The 15,753-nt window shown below is 74.0% G+C and carries 15 protein-coding genes; all 15 read left to right on the forward strand.

Translation table 11 applies throughout. The annotated features are described in order from the left end of the window. Positions 1-23: 23 nt before the first annotated feature. The 15 genes from ACFVIU_RS36670 (at position 24) to ACFVIU_RS36740 (ending at position 15,517) form a co-directional block, all read left to right on the forward strand. Entirely contained in the window at positions 24-293 is a 270-nt protein-coding gene (locus ACFVIU_RS36670) for an acyl carrier protein (protein WP_385847950.1), read from the forward strand. 143 nt (positions 294-436) lie between these two features. Beyond that, a complete protein-coding gene (locus ACFVIU_RS36675; protein WP_385847951.1) occupies positions 437-1,222 on the forward strand; it encodes a 3-oxoacyl-ACP reductase in 786 nt (261 codons plus the stop codon). A gap of 33 nt (positions 1,223-1,255) precedes the next feature. Then, positions 1,256-2,194, forward strand: a complete 939-nt coding sequence (locus ACFVIU_RS36680; RefSeq protein WP_385847952.1) for an aromatase/cyclase — start codon at positions 1,256-1,258, stop codon at positions 2,192-2,194. A 2-nt stretch (positions 2,195-2,196) separates the two neighbouring features. Beyond that, positions 2,197-4,470, forward strand: a complete 2,274-nt coding sequence (locus tag ACFVIU_RS36685; protein ID WP_385847953.1) for an SDR family oxidoreductase — start codon at positions 2,197-2,199, stop codon at positions 4,468-4,470. A gap of 220 nt (positions 4,471-4,690) precedes the next feature. Further along, positions 4,691-5,008 carry an acyl carrier protein gene (locus ACFVIU_RS36690; RefSeq protein ID WP_385847954.1) on the forward strand — a complete coding sequence of 106 codons (318 nt, stop codon included), beginning with the start codon at positions 4,691-4,693 and terminating at the stop codon, positions 5,006-5,008. Continuing rightward, positions 5,005-5,883, forward strand: a complete 879-nt coding sequence (locus ACFVIU_RS36695) for a 4'-phosphopantetheinyl transferase family protein (protein ID WP_385847955.1) — start codon at positions 5,005-5,007, stop codon at positions 5,881-5,883. Before ACFVIU_RS36690 ends, ACFVIU_RS36695 begins: the two co-directional genes overlap by 4 nt. Beyond that, a complete protein-coding gene (locus tag ACFVIU_RS36700; RefSeq protein WP_385847956.1) occupies positions 5,880-6,824 on the forward strand; it encodes an ACP S-malonyltransferase in 945 nt (314 codons plus the stop codon). The genes ACFVIU_RS36695 and ACFVIU_RS36700 overlap by 4 nt, the downstream gene beginning before the upstream one ends. 37 nt (positions 6,825-6,861) lie before the next feature. Next, entirely contained in the window at positions 6,862-8,427 is a 1,566-nt protein-coding gene (locus ACFVIU_RS36705; RefSeq protein ID WP_385847957.1) for an acyl-CoA carboxylase subunit beta, read from the forward strand. Between the two features lie 37 nt (positions 8,428-8,464). Further along, positions 8,465-9,676, forward strand: a complete 1,212-nt coding sequence (locus ACFVIU_RS36710; protein ID WP_385847959.1) for an MFS transporter — start codon at positions 8,465-8,467, stop codon at positions 9,674-9,676. After that, on the forward strand, positions 9,673-10,932 hold the full coding sequence (locus tag ACFVIU_RS36715; RefSeq protein WP_385847960.1) for an ATP-grasp domain-containing protein: 1,260 nt from the start codon (positions 9,673-9,675) through the stop codon (positions 10,930-10,932). Before ACFVIU_RS36710 ends, ACFVIU_RS36715 begins: the two co-directional genes overlap by 4 nt. Next, the gene (locus ACFVIU_RS36720; RefSeq protein ID WP_385847962.1) at positions 10,932-13,046 is read left to right on the forward strand and encodes an acetyl-CoA carboxylase biotin carboxylase subunit family protein; all 2,115 of its coding nucleotides are present in this window, start codon (positions 10,932-10,934) and stop codon (positions 13,044-13,046) included. Before ACFVIU_RS36715 ends, ACFVIU_RS36720 begins: the two co-directional genes overlap by 1 nt. A gap of 77 nt (positions 13,047-13,123) precedes the next feature. Continuing rightward, on the forward strand, positions 13,124-13,330 hold the full coding sequence (locus ACFVIU_RS36725; RefSeq protein WP_385847963.1) for an acyl-CoA carboxylase epsilon subunit: 207 nt from the start codon (positions 13,124-13,126) through the stop codon (positions 13,328-13,330). 124 nt (positions 13,331-13,454) lie between these two features. After that, positions 13,455-14,021: a nuclear transport factor 2 family protein gene (locus tag ACFVIU_RS36730; RefSeq protein WP_385847965.1), complete on the forward strand. Its 567-nt coding sequence runs from the start codon at positions 13,455-13,457 to the stop codon at positions 14,019-14,021. Between the two features lie 5 nt (positions 14,022-14,026). Beyond that, positions 14,027-15,010 (forward strand): alpha/beta hydrolase, encoded by a 984-nt coding sequence (locus ACFVIU_RS36735; RefSeq protein ID WP_385847966.1) that lies wholly within the window; start codon positions 14,027-14,029, stop codon positions 15,008-15,010. 15 nt (positions 15,011-15,025) lie between these two features. Beyond that, a complete protein-coding gene (locus tag ACFVIU_RS36740) occupies positions 15,026-15,517 on the forward strand; it encodes a nuclear transport factor 2 family protein (protein WP_385847968.1) in 492 nt (163 codons plus the stop codon). Positions 15,518-15,753: the final 236 nt, after the last annotated feature.

The following is a 15,753-nucleotide window of genomic DNA, read 5'->3' on the forward strand; positions in this document are numbered from 1 at the left end:
CGCGCGGGAAGGACGAACCACCCATGTCCGCACCGACCTTCACCATCGACGACCTCAAGCGCATCCTCCTGGAGGGCGCCGGCGCCGAGGAGGGCGTCGACCTCGACGGCGACATCCTCGACACCGACTTCGAGGAGCTGGGCTACGAGTCGCTGGCCCTGCTGGAGACCGGCGGCCGCATCGAGCGCGAGTACGGCATCTTGCTCGACGACGACATCTTCGCCGACAACCGCACCCCGCGGGCGCTGGTCGCCGCCATCAACGACCAGCTCGCCTCGCTCGTCGCCTCCTGACCCCGCACCACCGCCCGGAGTACGGCCGCCGTCCGCGGGGCACGGCGGCCGTCCCGGCCGGTCACCCCCTCTCATCGCCAGGCCCAACGCCACGCTCATCGCCCTTCTCATCGCCTTTCTCATCGCGTTTGGAGAACCCACCCATGTCGCAGCAGGACCAGCGGGTCGCGCTCGTCACCGGCGCCACCAGCGGAATCGGGCTCGCCGTCGCCCGCCTCCTGGCCACCCAGAACCACCGTGTGTTCATCGGCGCGCGCAACGCCGACAACGTGGCCGAGACCGTCAAGCAGCTCCAGGACGAGGGCCTGGACGTCGACGGCACCACCCTCGACGTGCGCTCCCCGGAGGACGTCGCCGCCTTCGTGCGCGCCGCCGTCGACCGCTTCGGCACCGTCGACGTCCTGGTCAACAACGCGGGCCGGTCCGGCGGCGGGGTCACCGCCGACATCGCCGACGACCTGTGGCACGACGTCATCGACACCAACCTCAACAGCGTCTTCCGGATGACGAAGGAGGTGCTGAACACCGGCGGCATGCGGGACAAGAAGCGCGGCCGCATCATCAACATCGCCTCCACCGCGGGCAAGCAGGGCGTGGTCCTCGGCGCCCCCTACTCGGCCTCCAAGCACGGCGTCGTCGGCTTCACCAAGGCCCTCGGCAACGAGCTGGCCCCGACCGGCATCACCGTCAACGCCGTCTGCCCCGGCTATGTCGAGACCCCGATGGCCCAGCGCGTCCGTCAGGGCTACGCGGCCGCCTACGACACCACCGAGGACCAGATCCTCCAGAAGTTCCAGTCGAAGATCCCGCTCGGCCGCTACTCCACCCCGGAGGAGGTCGCCGGCCTGGTCGGCTACCTGGCCTCCGACACCGCCGCCTCGATCACCGCGCAGGCCCTCAACGTCTGCGGCGGCCTCGGCAACTTCTGAGCCCACGACCCGCCACCCCAAGGAGAGTTCACGATGACGACCCGTGAGGTCGAGCACGAGATCACCGTCTCGGCACCGGCCGATGCCGTCTACCGGCTCATCGCCGAGGTGCGCAACTGGCCGCGCATCTTCCCGCCCACCATCTACGTCGACCACCTGGAGCAGGACGGCGCCACCGAGCGCATCCGCATCTGGGCCACCGCCAACGGCGAGGCGAAGAACTGGACCTCGCGCCGCGTCCTCGACCCGGAGAACCTGCGCATCGAGTTCCGCCAGGAGGTCTCCACCCCGCCGGTCGCCGCGATGGGCGGCACCTGGATCATCGAGCCGCTGTCCCCGGCCGAGTCCCGGGTCCGGCTGCTGCACGACTACCGCGCCATCGACGACGACCCCGAGGGCCTGGCCTGGATCGACGAGGCCGTGGACCGCAACTCCCGCTCCGAGCTGGCCGCGCTGAAGACCAACGTCGAACTCGCGCACGCCGCCGAGGACCTGACGTTCTCCTTCGAGGACACCGTGCACATCGCCGGTGCCGCCAAGGACGTCTACGACTTCATCAACGAGGCCGACCGGTGGTCCGAGCGGCTGCCGCACGTGGCGACCGTACGGCTGACCGAGGACACCCCCGGCCTCCAGACCCTGGAGATGGACACCCGCGCCAAGGACGGCTCGACGCACACCACCAAGTCGTACCGGGTGACCTTCCCGCACCAGAAGATCGCCTACAAGCAGATCACCCTGCCGGCGCTGATGACCCTGCACACCGGCTACTGGACGTTCGCCGAGACGGACGACGGCGTCGCCGCCTCCTCGCAGCACACCGTCACCATCAACACCGCGAACATCGAGAAGATCCTCGGTCCGGACGCCACCGTCGAGACCGCGAAGACCTTCGTCCAGGACGCGCTCAGCACCAACAGCCGCGCCACCCTCGGCCACGCCAAGGCCTACGCGGAAGCCCGGGCGGCCTGACCATGGCCCAGGACTGCACCACCACCCAGGTGATCGTGGTCGGCGCGGGGCCGGTCGGGCTGATGCTCGCCTGCGAACTGCGGCTCGGCGGCGCGGACGTCGTGGTCCTGGAGCAGCTCACCACGCCGACCACGGAATCGCGGGCGTCCACCCTGCACGCCCGCACCATGGAGCTCCTCGACAGCCGCGGCCTGCTGGACACCCTGGGGGAGATCCCCAGTGAACCCCGCGGCCACTTCGGCGGGCTGCCGCTGGACCTGACCCTGCCCAGCCCCTGGCCGGGCCAGTGGAAGGTGCCGCAGACCCGGCTGGAGGAGCTGCTGGGCGCCCGCGCCGCCGAGCTGGGCGCCGACGTACGGCGCGGACACCGGCTGACCGCCCTGCGCACCGGTGCTTACGGCGCCGAGGCCGAGGTGGTCGGCCCGGACGGGCGGACCCTGCTCTTCCGCGCCCCGTACCTGGTCGGCTGTGACGGCGAGGACAGCGCCGTCCGCCGGCTCGGCGGCTTCGACTTCCCCGGCACCGACGCCGTCCGCGAGCTGATCCGCGCGGACGTCGACGGCATCGACATCCCCAACCGGCGCTTCGAGCGTCTGCCGGGCGGACTGGCCATCGCGGCCCGCCGCCCCGACGGCGTCACCCGCGTGATGGTCCACGAGTTCGGCGCCGAACCCCGCCCCGGGCAGCCGGAGTTCGCCGACATCGCGGCCGCCTGGCAGCGGGTCACCGGCGAGGACATCGGCGGCGGCACCCCGCTGTGGGTGAACTCCTTCGGCGACGCGGCACGGCAGGCCACCGCCTACCGCCGCGGCCCGCTGCTGCTGGCCGGCGACGCCGCGCACCGGCAGATGCCGATCGGCGGCCAGGCCCTCAACCTCGGTCTCCAGGACGCCGTCAACCTCGGCTGGAAGCTGGCCGCCGAGGTCACCGGCCGCGCCCCCGCGGGCCTGCTGGACAGTTACGACGCCGAGCGGCGCCCGGTGGGCGAGCGCGTCCTCGGCAACATCGCCGCCCAGGCCCGGCTGCTGCTCGGCGGCCCGGAGGTCAACGCCCTGCGCGAGGTGCTGGCCGAGCTGATCCCGATGGAGAACGTCCGCACCCGGCTGGCCGGCATGATCTCCGGCCTCGACATCGTCTACGGCACCGGCGACGGCACCGGACACCGGCTCCCGCCCCGGGACGCCACCGCCGGAGCGCTGCGCACCGCCCGGGGCGCGCTCCTGCTGCCGCCCGGCGACACCGGGCTGCGCGCGGCCGCCGCCCCCTGGGCCGACCGGGTACCGCCCGTGGACGGCGACCCCGGCGACACCGAGGCCCTGCTCGTCCGGCCCGACGGCTATGTCGCCTGGACCGGCACGGCACCGGAGGAGCTGCGCACCGCCCTGCGCCGCTGGTTCGGCGAGCCGACGGCCCCGGAAACCGGGCCGGCCGGGGCCTTTGCACCCGCCCCCGCACAGCGGAAGACCTCCGCACCCCGGAAGACCTTCGCACACCGGAAGAACTGGAGAACCGACATGGCAAAGCTCACCGGCAAGACGGCGCTGGTCACCGGCGCGAGCCGGGGCATGGGCCGGGCCACGGCGCTGCGGCTGGCGGCCGACGGCGCGCTGGTCGCGGTCCACTACAACAGCGGCCGGGAGGCGGCCGAGGAGGTCGTCGAGCGGATCGAGAAGGACGGCGGCCGCGCCTTCACCGTGCAGGCCCGGCTCGGCGTGGACGGCGACGTCCACGAGCTGTTCCTCGGCCTGGAGGAGGGGCTGCGCGAGCGCACCGGCTCCACCGACCTGGACATCCTGGTCAACAACGCCGGTGTGATGGGTGGGGTGAAGCCGGAGGAGACCACCCCGGAGAAGTTCGACGAGGTGTTCCGGGTCAACGCCCGCGCCCCCTTCTTCCTCGTCCAGCGCGCCCTGAAGAACCTGCGCGACGGCGGCCGGATCATCAGCATCTCCTCCGGCCTGACCCGCTTCGCCAACCCGGACGAGATCGCGTACGCCATGAGCAAGGGCGCGGTCGAGCAGCTGACCCTGCACTTCGCCAAGTACCTGGGCCCGCGCGGCATCACCGTGAACAGCGTCGCCCCCGGCATCACCCGCAACGACAACCCGGTGTTCGGCATCCCCGAGGCCGTCGAGCAGATGGCCGCGATGTCCGCGTTCAACCGGGTCGGCGAGCCGGAGGACATCGCCGACGTGATCGGCTTCCTCGCCTCCGAGGACGCCCGCTGGATCACCGGCGCCTTCATCGACGCCACCGGCGGCACACTCCTCGGCTGACCCGCCCCAAGACGTCGGCGTCACATCCCCCGTCGCGCCGACCCACCGGCCGCCCCCCCTTCCCCCTGGGGGCGGCCGGTGCGCCCCGCAAGGGGCGCGGTCGCCCCTCAGGGGCGCGGGGAACTGCGCGACCAGCCACCACGCACCCGCACCCGGCGACGAAACACAACCCCCCTCCCCGGAAGCCGCCAAAAACACCCCCGCTCCCAAGGACACCGCGATGACCACCACCCCCACCGCCATCCCGACGGAGTCAACCGCACGGCGGCGGTTCCTCGACCGCTACGTCCGCCGGGAGATCGGCCACGTCCTGGGCCTCGCCCCCCACCGCATCGACACCACCGGCCGCACCATGTACAGCCTGGGCATCGGCTCGATCGCCGGCCTGGAACTCCAGTGCCGACTGGAGGCGGGCCTCGGCGTCGCCGTGGACCTCCAGCGCCTGCTGCGGGCCAACAGCGCGGCCGAACTGATCGACTGCCTCACCAAACAGCTCGCCCCGGCCGGCGGCCACGCGCAGTCTGCGGTCACGGCATGACCGCCCCGGCCGCGCCGCCGGCGCCCGCGCCCACGCCGACGCCGTACCGGCGTCCGCGGCCACCGGAGTCCGCCGTCCCGCCCGACCTGCTCGACCTGTGGCTGATCCGCAGCCCCGCCGAAGCCGCCCGGCTCGACCTCTCCGTGCTCGACGCCGCCGAACGCACCCGCGCCGAAAGCTTCCTGCGCCCGGCCGACGGACTGCTGTACGCGGCCGCGCACATCGGCCTGCGCCGGCTGCTGGCCCGGTACACCGGACTGCCCCCCGAGGAACTGCGCTTCGCCCGGGAACCGTGCCCGGGCTGCGGGGAGCCGCACGGCCGCCCGATGCTGGCCCGGTCCCCGGGGGACGCGTCACCGCCCCTGCACTTCTCGCTGTCGCACAGCTCCGGTGTCGCCCTCGTCGGCGTGGCGGCCGTACCCGTCGGCGTCGACGTGGAACGGCTGCCCCGGGAGGAGACCGCCGCGATCTGCACGCCCGCCCTGCACCCGGACGAGCGCGCCGAGCTGGAGGCCGCGCCGCCGCACACGCGCCGGGCGGCCTTCGGCCGGCTGTGGACCCGCAAGGAGGCCTACCTCAAGGGGATCGGCACCGGCCTGAGCCGTGGCCCGGCCCAGGACTACCTGGGTGAGCGCACCGGCGCGCACCCGCCCGGCTGGACCGTGCTCGGCATCCCCTGCTTCCCGACGCACGTCGCGGCGGCGGCCGTACGCCACCCGGCGCCCGCCGAGGCCGGGGTGCGCTGTGTGCCGGGGCCGTGGCTGGACGCCTCGGACAGCTGGCGCACCCCGGACCTGCCCCGCTCGGTCCGGGTGGACGTGCCCACGGGCCCCGGACGGACGCCGCACGACGAAGGAAAGGACGTGACCGGATGACGACGACACCGACGACTGCGACGACCACGACCGTCACCGCCCTCGTCTTCTCCGGCCTGGGCCCGCACCGCGCGGGCACGGCGGAGCCCCGGCCCGCCCGGGCCGCCGCCTACGAGCGGGCCGCCGACGAACTGCTGGGCATCCCGCTGACCGCGCTGTCCCGGCGCGGCCCGGACCGGCACCTGGCCGATCCGGCGGTCGGCTGCCCGGCCGCCTTCATGGCCGGCCTGGTGGCGCTGGAGGAGCTGCGCGCCCGCGGCGAACAGCCGGACCTCGTCGCCGGGCACAGCCTGGGCGAGTACGCCGCCCTGGTCGCCGCGGACGTGCTGCACTGGCGCGACGCGCTGCTGCTGGTGCGGCTGCACGCCGAGCTGGTGGCCACGGCCGGGGACCGGCTGCCCGGCGGCATGGCCGTGGTCGAGGGGCTGGACACGGCCGAAGTGGCCCGGCTGTGCGCCGGGTCCACGGCGGCCGGGCTCCCCGTGGAGATCGCCTGCGAGAACGGCCCCGGGCACACCGTGGTCTCCGGCACGACCGCCGGACTGGACCGGCTGGTGCGCGCGGCCGAGGCCGCCGGGGCCGCCCGCGTCACCCGGCCGGCGGCCGGCGGCCCGTTCCACTCGCCCCTGCTGCGCGACTACGAGGCCGAGTTCACCCAGGCGCTGGTGGAGACCGACTTCCGCGATCCGCGCATCCCCGTCGTCTCCTGCGTCACCGGCCGGCCGGTGACCACCGCCGCCGAGGCCGTGGTGGCGCTGCGCGCCCTGCTCACCGCGCCCGTGCGGTGGACCGACACCGTGGAGCGGCTGCTCGCCCTCGGCGCCGAAAGGTTCGTGGAGGCCGGCCCGGCGCCCGTGCTGGCCGACTCCATCCGCCGTATCGCCCCCGCCGCGGACCTCCGGCAGGCCGGCCGGGCGAGGGCCGCCGCGCTGTCCGCCTGACATCCGTTGAATCCAAGTGGAGGACCTGGAGGTTCCCATGCCCGACGCGACCGATCCACTGCGCGGCCGTATCGAGGAACTGACCGAACGCAAGCGCACCGCCCAGGACGGCCCGGACCCCGCCGCCACCGAGCGCCAGCACGCCAAGGGCAAGCTGACCGCGTACGAGCGGATCGCGCTGCTCCTGGACAAGGGGTCGTTCAACGAGGTGGAGACGCTGCGCCGGCACCGGGCGAGCGGCTTCGGCCTGGAGCACAAGAAGCCCTACGGCGACGGTGTGGTCACCGGCTGGGGCACCGTGCACGGCCGTACGGTCTTCGTCTACGCCCATGACTTCCGGATCTTCGGCGGGGCGCTCGGCGAGGCGCACGCGCAGAAGATCCACAAGATCATGGACCTGGCCGAGGCCGCCGGCGCCCCCCTGGTGTCGCTGAACGACGGCGCGGGCGCCCGGATCCAGGAGGGCGTCACCGCGCTCGCCGGCTACGGCGGCATCTTCCGCCGCAACACCCGGGCGTCCGGGGTGATCCCGCAGATCAGCGTGATGCTCGGCCCGTGCGCGGGCGGCGCCGCCTACAGCCCCGCCCTCACCGACTTCGTCTTCATGGTCCGCGAGACCTCGCAGATGTTCATCACCGGCCCCGACGTGGTCAAGGCCGTCACCGGTGAGGAGATCACCCAGAACGGCCTCGGCGGCGCCGACGTCCACGCGGCCACCTCCGGGGTGGCGCACTTCGCGTACGACGACGAGGAGCAGTGCCTGGAGGACGTGCGCTACCTGCTGTCGCTGCTGCCCTCCAACAACCGCGAACTGGCCCCCGTCGAGCACTCCGGGGACCCGGCGGACCGGCTCAACGACCGGCTGCTGGACCTGGTCCCGGCCGAGCCCGGGCAGTCGTACGACATCCGCGCGGTGGTCGAGGAGATCGTCGACGACGGCGAGTACTTCGAGATCCACCCGGCCTGGGCGACCAACCTGGTGTGCGCGCTGACCCGGCTCGACGGCCAGGTCGTCGGCATCCTGGCCAACCAGCCCGCCAGCATGGCCGGCGTCCTCGACATCGAGGCGTCCGAGAAGGGCGCCCGGTTCGTGCAGTTCTGCGACGCCTTCAACATCCCGCTGGTCACCCTGGTGGACGTGCCGGGCTTCCTGCCGGGCGTGGACCAGGAGCACAACGGCATCATCCGGCGCGGCGCCAAGCTGCTGTTCGCCTACTGCAACGCGACCGTGCCGCGGATCTCGCTGGTGCTGCGCAAGGCCTACGGCGGCGCCTACATCGTCATGGACTCGCGCTCGATCGGCGCCGACCTGGCGCTCGCCTGGCCCACCAACGAGATCGCGGTGATGGGCGCCGAGGGCGCCGCCAACGTGGTCTTCCGGCGCGAGATCAACGCCGCCGACGATCCCGAGGCCGTACGGGAGCAGCGCATCAAGGAATACAAGGAAGAGCTGATGCACCCGTACTACGCGGCCGAGCGCGGCCTGGTCGACGACGTGATCGACCCGCGCGAGACCCGCTCGGTGCTCATCCGCTCGCTGCGGATGCTCCGCGCCAAGCACGCGGACCTGCCGTCCCGCAAGCACGGCAACCCCCCGCAGTAGGCACCCCCATCCCGAGGAAACCGACGAGGAACCCACTGTGCAGACATACCGTCAGGTGCTGAGCGTGCGCGGGCTGAAACCCGTGCTGCTGCTCGGCCTGCTGGCCAAGATCCCGGTCGTCGCCATCCCGATCGTCCTGACGCTGCGCGTCACCGTCGGACTCGACCTGAGCTACGCCCAGGCCGGGCTGGTCACCGGCGCCTGGACCGTCGGTGTCGCCATCGGCGCGCCCGTGCAGGGCCGGGTGATCGACCGGCGCGGGCTGCGGCCCCTGTTCGTCGTGGCCACCGTCGGCCAGGCCCTGTTCTGGGGTCTCGCGCCGCTGCTGCCGTACCCGGTGCTGGTGGTCGCGGCCCTGCTGTCCGGGCTGGTCCTGGTGCCCGGCTCCACCCTGGGCCGGCTGGCCATCTCCGGCCTGGTGCCGGAGGAGCAGCAGCACACGGCGTTCGCCGTCGACTCCATCCTCACCAACATCTCCTACATGACGGGCCCCGCCCTCGCGGTCCTCGTCTCCACCCAGCTGTCCACCGGGCAGGCGCTGCTCGGCGTGGGCACCCTGCTGCTGGTCAGCGGCAGCGCCATCGCGCTGCGCAACCCCCCGGTGACCCGCAAGGCCGCTCCCGCCGGGGCCGGGGAGCGGCCCGCGGGCTATCTGACGGCCGGTCTGGTGGCCGCGCTCGCCTGCGTCTTCGTCTCCGGCGCGGTCTCCTCCGGCACCGAACTCGCCATCGTCGGCAGCCTGAAGGACGCCGGACAGGTCGGCTGGACCAGCCCCGTGCTGATCGGCTGCGGCATCTGCTCCATCGTCGGCGGCCTGCTCTACGGCAGCCTGAAGAAGAGCCCGCCGGCCGCCCTGATCCTGCTGCTGATGGGCGTCACCACCGCCCCGCTCGGCCTCGCCCACGGGGCGCTGTGGCTGGGCCTGGCGCTGATCCCGGCCACCCTGCTGTACGCGCCGACCTTCGCCTCCACCGCGGCCGCCGTCAGCAGCCACGCCGACGACTCCGTCCGGGCCACGGTGATGAGCCTGTACTCCGTGGCCATGACCGCCGGCACCGCCCTGGGCAGCCTCGCCGCCGGCCTCGCCCTCGACCACACCGGCCCCGCCGGCGGGTTCGCCACCGTCGGCGGACTGGCCGTGGCGGTGGCCCTGATCACCTGGCCGGTGGCGCGCCGTACGACCGCCCGGTCCGACCGGCCCGCATCCGCCACCAGCACCGAACCCGAGACCGTAGGGAGCCCCCAGTGACCTCCGCACCGCATGTCGTCATCGTCGATTCGTACGCCCCGACCCGGCTGCTCGCCGCCCAGTTCGAGAAGGCCGGAGCCTCCCTGGTGCGCGTGCAGAGCACGGTGGAGGTGCCCGAGGTCTACCGGTCCTCCTTCGACGTCGACAACTACGTCGAGAACATCATCCACCGCGGCGACCTGGCGCAGACGGTCGCCGCGGTGCGCCGCTACCGGCCGGTGGCCGTGGTCGCCGGCGGCGAGATCGGCGTCGAGCTGGCCGACGCGCTCAGCGAGGCGCTCGGCCTGCCCACCAACGGCACCGCCCTCAGCGAGGCCCGCCGGGACAAGTACGTGATGATCGAGACCCTGCGCGCCGCGGGCGTCCCGGCCGCCCGCCAGCTGCTGGTGCGCGACGAGGACGAACTCGTCGCCTGGCACGAGTCGATCGGCGGCCGGGTGGTCCTCAAGCCCGTCCGCAGCGCGGCCGGCGACAACGTCTCCTTCTGCGACACCCCCGAGGAGTCTGTCGCCGCCTACCGGCGCATCCTCGGCGCGCCCAACGTCTTCTCCGAGGTGAACACGGCCGTCGTCGCCCAGGAGTACCTGGCCGGCACCGAGTACATGCTCAACACGGTCAGCCGGGACGGTGTGCACCACGTCTGCGAGATCTGGCGCACCACCCGCATCCTCGCCAACGGCGTGCAGGACCTCAACGACTCCGCCTACCTGACCGCGAGCCGTGGCGACGTCCAGGACCGGCTGGCCGACTACGCGCGGCGCGTCCTGGACGCCCTGGGTATTCAGCACGGCCCGGCGCACGTCGAGATCAAGATGACCAACGCGGGCCCGGTGCTGGTCGAGGTCGGCGCCCGGATCTGCGGCGGCAACCTGCCGTACTACGCCCAGCTCGCGGCCGGCGAGTCCCAGCTCGACTGGAGCGTGGACGCCTACCTCGACCCGGAGCGCTTCCACGCCCGCGCCCACGAGGACTACCAGCGCCAACAGGTGGTGGCCAACGTGGCCCTGGTCTCCCCGGTGGAGGGCGTGCTGCGCGGCTACCGGGACCTGGACGCGATCCGCAACCTGGACAGCTTCAAGGACCTCAGCATCTACGTCCAGCCCGGCGACCGGATCAGCCGCACCGTCGACGACACCACCTACCCGGCGCTGATGTGGCTGATGCACGAGACCGAGGAGGTCGTGCTGCGCGACGCCGGCACCGTCCGCTACCTCGACGGCACCGGCTTCTACGACCTCGAACCCGAGGAGGGCTGATGGCCGCCACCCCGCCGCCGCAGGGGGCACGCAGCGGGCGGCACATCGTCGTCGTCAACCGGTGGGCCGAGCACTACGCCGCGTACGAACGCTATGTGGACCACGCGGCCGACCGGGTCACCTATGTGACCACCGAGGTCGGCCGGGCCGCCGTACCCGACGGGGCGGCGGATCTGCGCACCGTCGGCGCCACCGACGACCTCGCCGCGGTCGCCGCGGCCGTCCGCGAGCTGGCCGCCGTCCACGGCGCCCCCGACCATGTCGTCGCCCTCAAGGAGGACGACCTGCTGGTGGGCGCCCGGCTGCGCGAGGAGTGGGGCTGCCCCGGGCCCCGCCCGCAGGACCTGGCCCACTTCCGCGACAAGCACGCCATGGCCGACCGGGTCGCCCGGGCCGGCCTGGCGGTGCCCGCCTTCGCCCTGGTCCGCACCGCCGGGGAGATACGGTCCTTCGGCGCCGCCCACGGCTGGCCGCTGATCGTCAAGCCGCTCGCCGGCAGCTCCAGCGCCGGGGTACGGCGGCTGGACGGCCCCGAGGACGCCGAGGACCCGGCCCCGGCCGACGGACCGCTCCTCGCCCAGGCCTACGACCCGCGCCCGATCTACCACGTGGACGGCGTGTTCACCGGCGAGGAGCTGGCCGTCGTCCGCGCCTCCCGCTACCTCAACACCTGCCTGGACTTCCGCGGCGGCACGGTGCTCGGCTCGGTGGAGGAGAGCGACCCGGCCCTGCGGTCCGCCATCGCCGACTACAGCGTGCGCGTGCTGCGCGCCCTGTCCACCCGGGCCACCGTGTTCCACCTGGAACTCTTCGTGGACCGGGAGACCGGCGACTGCGCCTTCCTGGAGGTCGGCGCGCGGGCCGGGGGAGCGGAGATCCCGTTCGTCTGGCGCGAACTGCACGGCTACGACCTGGTGGAGACCGCGTTCCGGATCCAGCTGGGCCTGCCGCCCGCCCCCGCACCGGCCGACGCCGGCACCGAGGTCGGCGGCTGGCTGCTCGCCCCGGCCCCGGCCGAACGGCCCTGCCGGATCACCGAGATCACCTCCATGACCGGCCGCACCCCCGGCCCGTACGCCGAGGCGCTGCTGGCCCGCGGGGACGTGCTGCCCGAGGCCGACTCCTACTACGAGCACGTCGGCGGGCGCTTCCGGTTCCGGGGCGCCTCCTCGGCGGCCGTGGAGGAGGCGATCCGGGCCACCGCCGCGGACTTCCGGGTCCGGGCCGTGCCGCACACCGGCGGCCGCAGCAAGGTCGCGGAGCGCGCGCTGATCGCCTCCGTCGACCCGGAGCTGGCGCTCGACCTCACCGTGCTGACCGGGCCAAAGGAGCTGGCCGCGCATCTCGCGGACCGCACCGGCACGGTCGTCCTGCGCCCGGAGTTCTCCGCGGACCGCGGCTCCGCGCTGTTCCACCGCCCGGACGGCCCGCCGGTCCCCGACGCGCAGCTCGCCGAGCTGTGGGAGCGGGGCGGCGCGGTGGTCGCCCACGACTACGTGCCCGGGCGGCCCTACTTCGCCAACGGCACCGTCCGCAGGGGCGAGCTGACGCTGGCCGACTGCTGGGAGTGCTTCGAGATCACCTCGGGCGCCCAGTCGATCCTGACCAGCGTCGCCGACGTGCCCGCCGGCTCCGCCCTGGTCCCGCTGCTGACCCGGCGCCTCCAGAAGGTGGTCGACGTGGCCGGGACGGGGGACGGGCCGGTCCACTTCGAGCTGGTCATCGACGGCTACGACGGCGAGGCCCCGGACGTCCCGGAGTCCGCCCTGTCGATGAAGATCGTCAAGTTCGCCCCGCGGGCCGCGCGCGAGCCGCTGCCGACACTGGCCTCCTGGCTGGTCGAGGCGCCGGACATGCACGTCGGCGACTACTCGTTCGTGGTGCACCGGCCGGGCCGGCTCGCCCGGATCGAGTTCCTCGACGAGATCCGGTCCCGGCCGTCGTACGCGGGCGACGCGGAGTGCCCCGAGCCGGGCGCGCACGTCTCCCAGGAGGCGGGGGCGGGCGGCGCCTACACGGTGTGGCTGCGCAACCCCGACCGGGCGGAGCTGCTGGCGGACATCGCGTACTTCCAGCAGCTGAACGAGACGGGGATCTTCACGCTGGCGCCGTAGCACCGGGCAGTCGTGGGCGCGGATCCCCTCACCTCCGGGAACCGCGCCCCGGCCCGCCGACCCACGAAGGACTCACCATGCCCGCAACCACTGACACCATCCGCGTCGAGAAGGGCACCCCCACCGACGAGGAACTCGCCGCCCTCGCCCTGGTGCTGATGGCCCGCACCGCGGCCGCACCCGCCACCGGCGACGAACCGCCCGCCCCCACCCCCCGCTGGCAGCCCCCCGGCCACGCGATGGCCCGCAGCTGGCGCCACACCACCCCGGCCGGACAGCCGTGAGCCCGCTCCTCGCCGCCCGCATCGCCTGGGCCGCCATCACCGTGGCCGCGCTGCTCGCGGTCGCCGGCCCCGGCCTGTGACACCGAGTCAGGGAGAAAGAACCGAGTCAGGGAGCACGAGAGACGTGACCATCGCACCGCACCACACCACCGGCCCCGAGGACGTGCTCGTCAGCGACGCCGCCGTCCTGCACGGGCTGACCGACGAACTCGCCGCGCTGCGCCGCGAGGTGCGCCGGCTGACCGACCGCGCCGAGCTGAGCGCGCTGCTCGACCGCTACACGGTCCTGCTGGACACCCAGGACGACCACGGCTTCGACGCGGACTGGCCGGCCACCGTCTTCACCGAGGACGTACGGCTGCACTTCCCCATCGGCACCCACGAGGGCCTCGCCGGGGTCGCCGAGTTCCACTACCGCGCCAAGATCCGCTTCGCCCGGACCATCCACCTCAGCGGCAACCACATCGTGCAGCTGGACGGCGACCGGGCGCGGGTGCGCTGCCACATGGTCACCACCCATGTGCACCGGCCCGCCCCGGAGCGGCCCGACCGGATCGGCGCGCTGTTCCAGCTCGGCGGGTTCGGCGTCGGCGAGGCGGTCCGCACCGCCGAGGGCTGGCGGCTGAGCGAGTGGGGCTTCACCGCCACCTGGGCCGACGGGCCGGGTCCGGACGGAACCCCGGTCATGTGACGGCCATGACCGAACCCCTCGCCCCGGAACGGCCCCCCGCCGCCACGGAACCGGTGGTGCGGGACATCGTCCTCGACGCCGCCGGCGTCCAGCTCTCCGGACTGCTCGCCGAACCGGCCCACCGACCGCCCCGCGCGGTGGTCGTCGCGGTGCACGGCGGCGGGATGCGCGCCGGATACTTCGACAGCCGGGCCCGGCCCGGACTGTCCCTGCTCGTCACCGGCGCCAAACTCGGCTACACCGTGCTCGCCCTGGACCGCCCCGGCTACGGCCTGTCCGCCGAGCGGCTCCCCGAGGGGCAGCCGCTGGCCGCACAGGCCGAGACCCTGCACGCGGCGCTCGACGCCCACGCCCGCGAGCACCCCGTCGGCGCCGGGTTCTTCCTGGTCGGCCACTCCAACGGGGGCAAGCTGGCGCTGGCCGCCGCCGCCCACGAGGACGGCGCCCGGCTGCTCGGCGTGGACGTCTCCGGCGTCGGCACCTGTCTGGCCGTCACCCCCGAACAGCTGCCCGGGATCGCCGGGCACGGCGACTGGCGGCGGCACTGGGGCGCGCTGCGGCTCTACCCGCCGGACGCCTTCCGGCTGGGCCGCGCGCTGGTGTCCCCGATCCCGGCCGCGGAGACCCGGGAGTCCCTGCACTGGCCGGCCCTGTATCCCGCACTGGCCGCCCGCATCCGCGTCCCCGTGCGCTTCACCTTCGCCGAGCAGGAACGCTGGTGGCGCTTCGACGAGGAGGCGGTCGCGGAGCTGCGCCGGCCGCTGGCCGCGCCGCGGGTGTCGGTCGACCGCCAGCCCGACGCCGGCCACAACATCAGCCTCGGCTGGGCGGCCCGCACCTACCACCTGCGCGTCCTGAGCTTCCTGGAGGAGTGCCTCCTGGCCCAGGACGCGGCGCTGCCCTGCCTCGGCGGCGGGCCCGCGCGGCCGGGCCATACGCGCCCGCACCCGGCGCCGGCCCACGGCCCCGCCGGAACACCGACGACGTGACCTAGGAGACCCGTAATGGCTTCGTCCCTCACCACCCCGGTGGCCGCCCCCGCCGCCGACCGGCTCGCGGAGCTGGAGGACCGGCTGCGTGAACTGGAGGACCGGGCCCGGCTGGCCGAACTCGTGGACCGGTTCGTGCACGGGCTGGACTCCGCCGACGCGCCGACCGTGGACCAGTACCGCGAGATCCTCACCGAGGACGTCCGGCTGAACCTCCCCAACGGCACCCACCAGGGCGTCGCCGGCCTGCCCGACTTCTTCGCCGCCCCGCGGGCCCACTGGGCCGGCAACCAGCACTACGCCACCAACAGCGTCATCGATCTCCAGGGCGACCGCGCCTCGGTGCGTGCCAACATCCACGCCGTGCACATCCCGCACGACGCCTCCGCCCCGCTGTTCACCGGCGGCGCCCACTACGACATCCGGGCGACCCGCACCCCGGCCGGCTGGCGGATCGCCGAGCTGACGGTGAGCGTGCTGTGGACCGCGGAGGGAGGGCGCGCATGACGCCCGGCCTCCTCCGGCGCGAGCAGCCCGACGCCCTCCGGCGCGAGCAGCCCGACGCCCTCCGCGGCCAGCAGCCCGCGCCGCCCGTATCCGAGTCCGCGCCGCGGTCCGAACCCACGACCGAGCGGCCCGGGGGGCCCGCGGGGGGGGGGGGGGGCGGGCCCCCCCCCCCCCGCCCGCCCCCCCGCCGCGGGATGGGCGCCCCGCGGCCGCGGGGGACAAACAGACACGAAAAC

It is taken from the genome of Streptomyces sp. NPDC127190 (assembly GCF_042672505.1).
Taxonomy (GTDB): Bacteria; Actinomycetota; Actinomycetes; order Streptomycetales; family Streptomycetaceae; genus Streptomyces.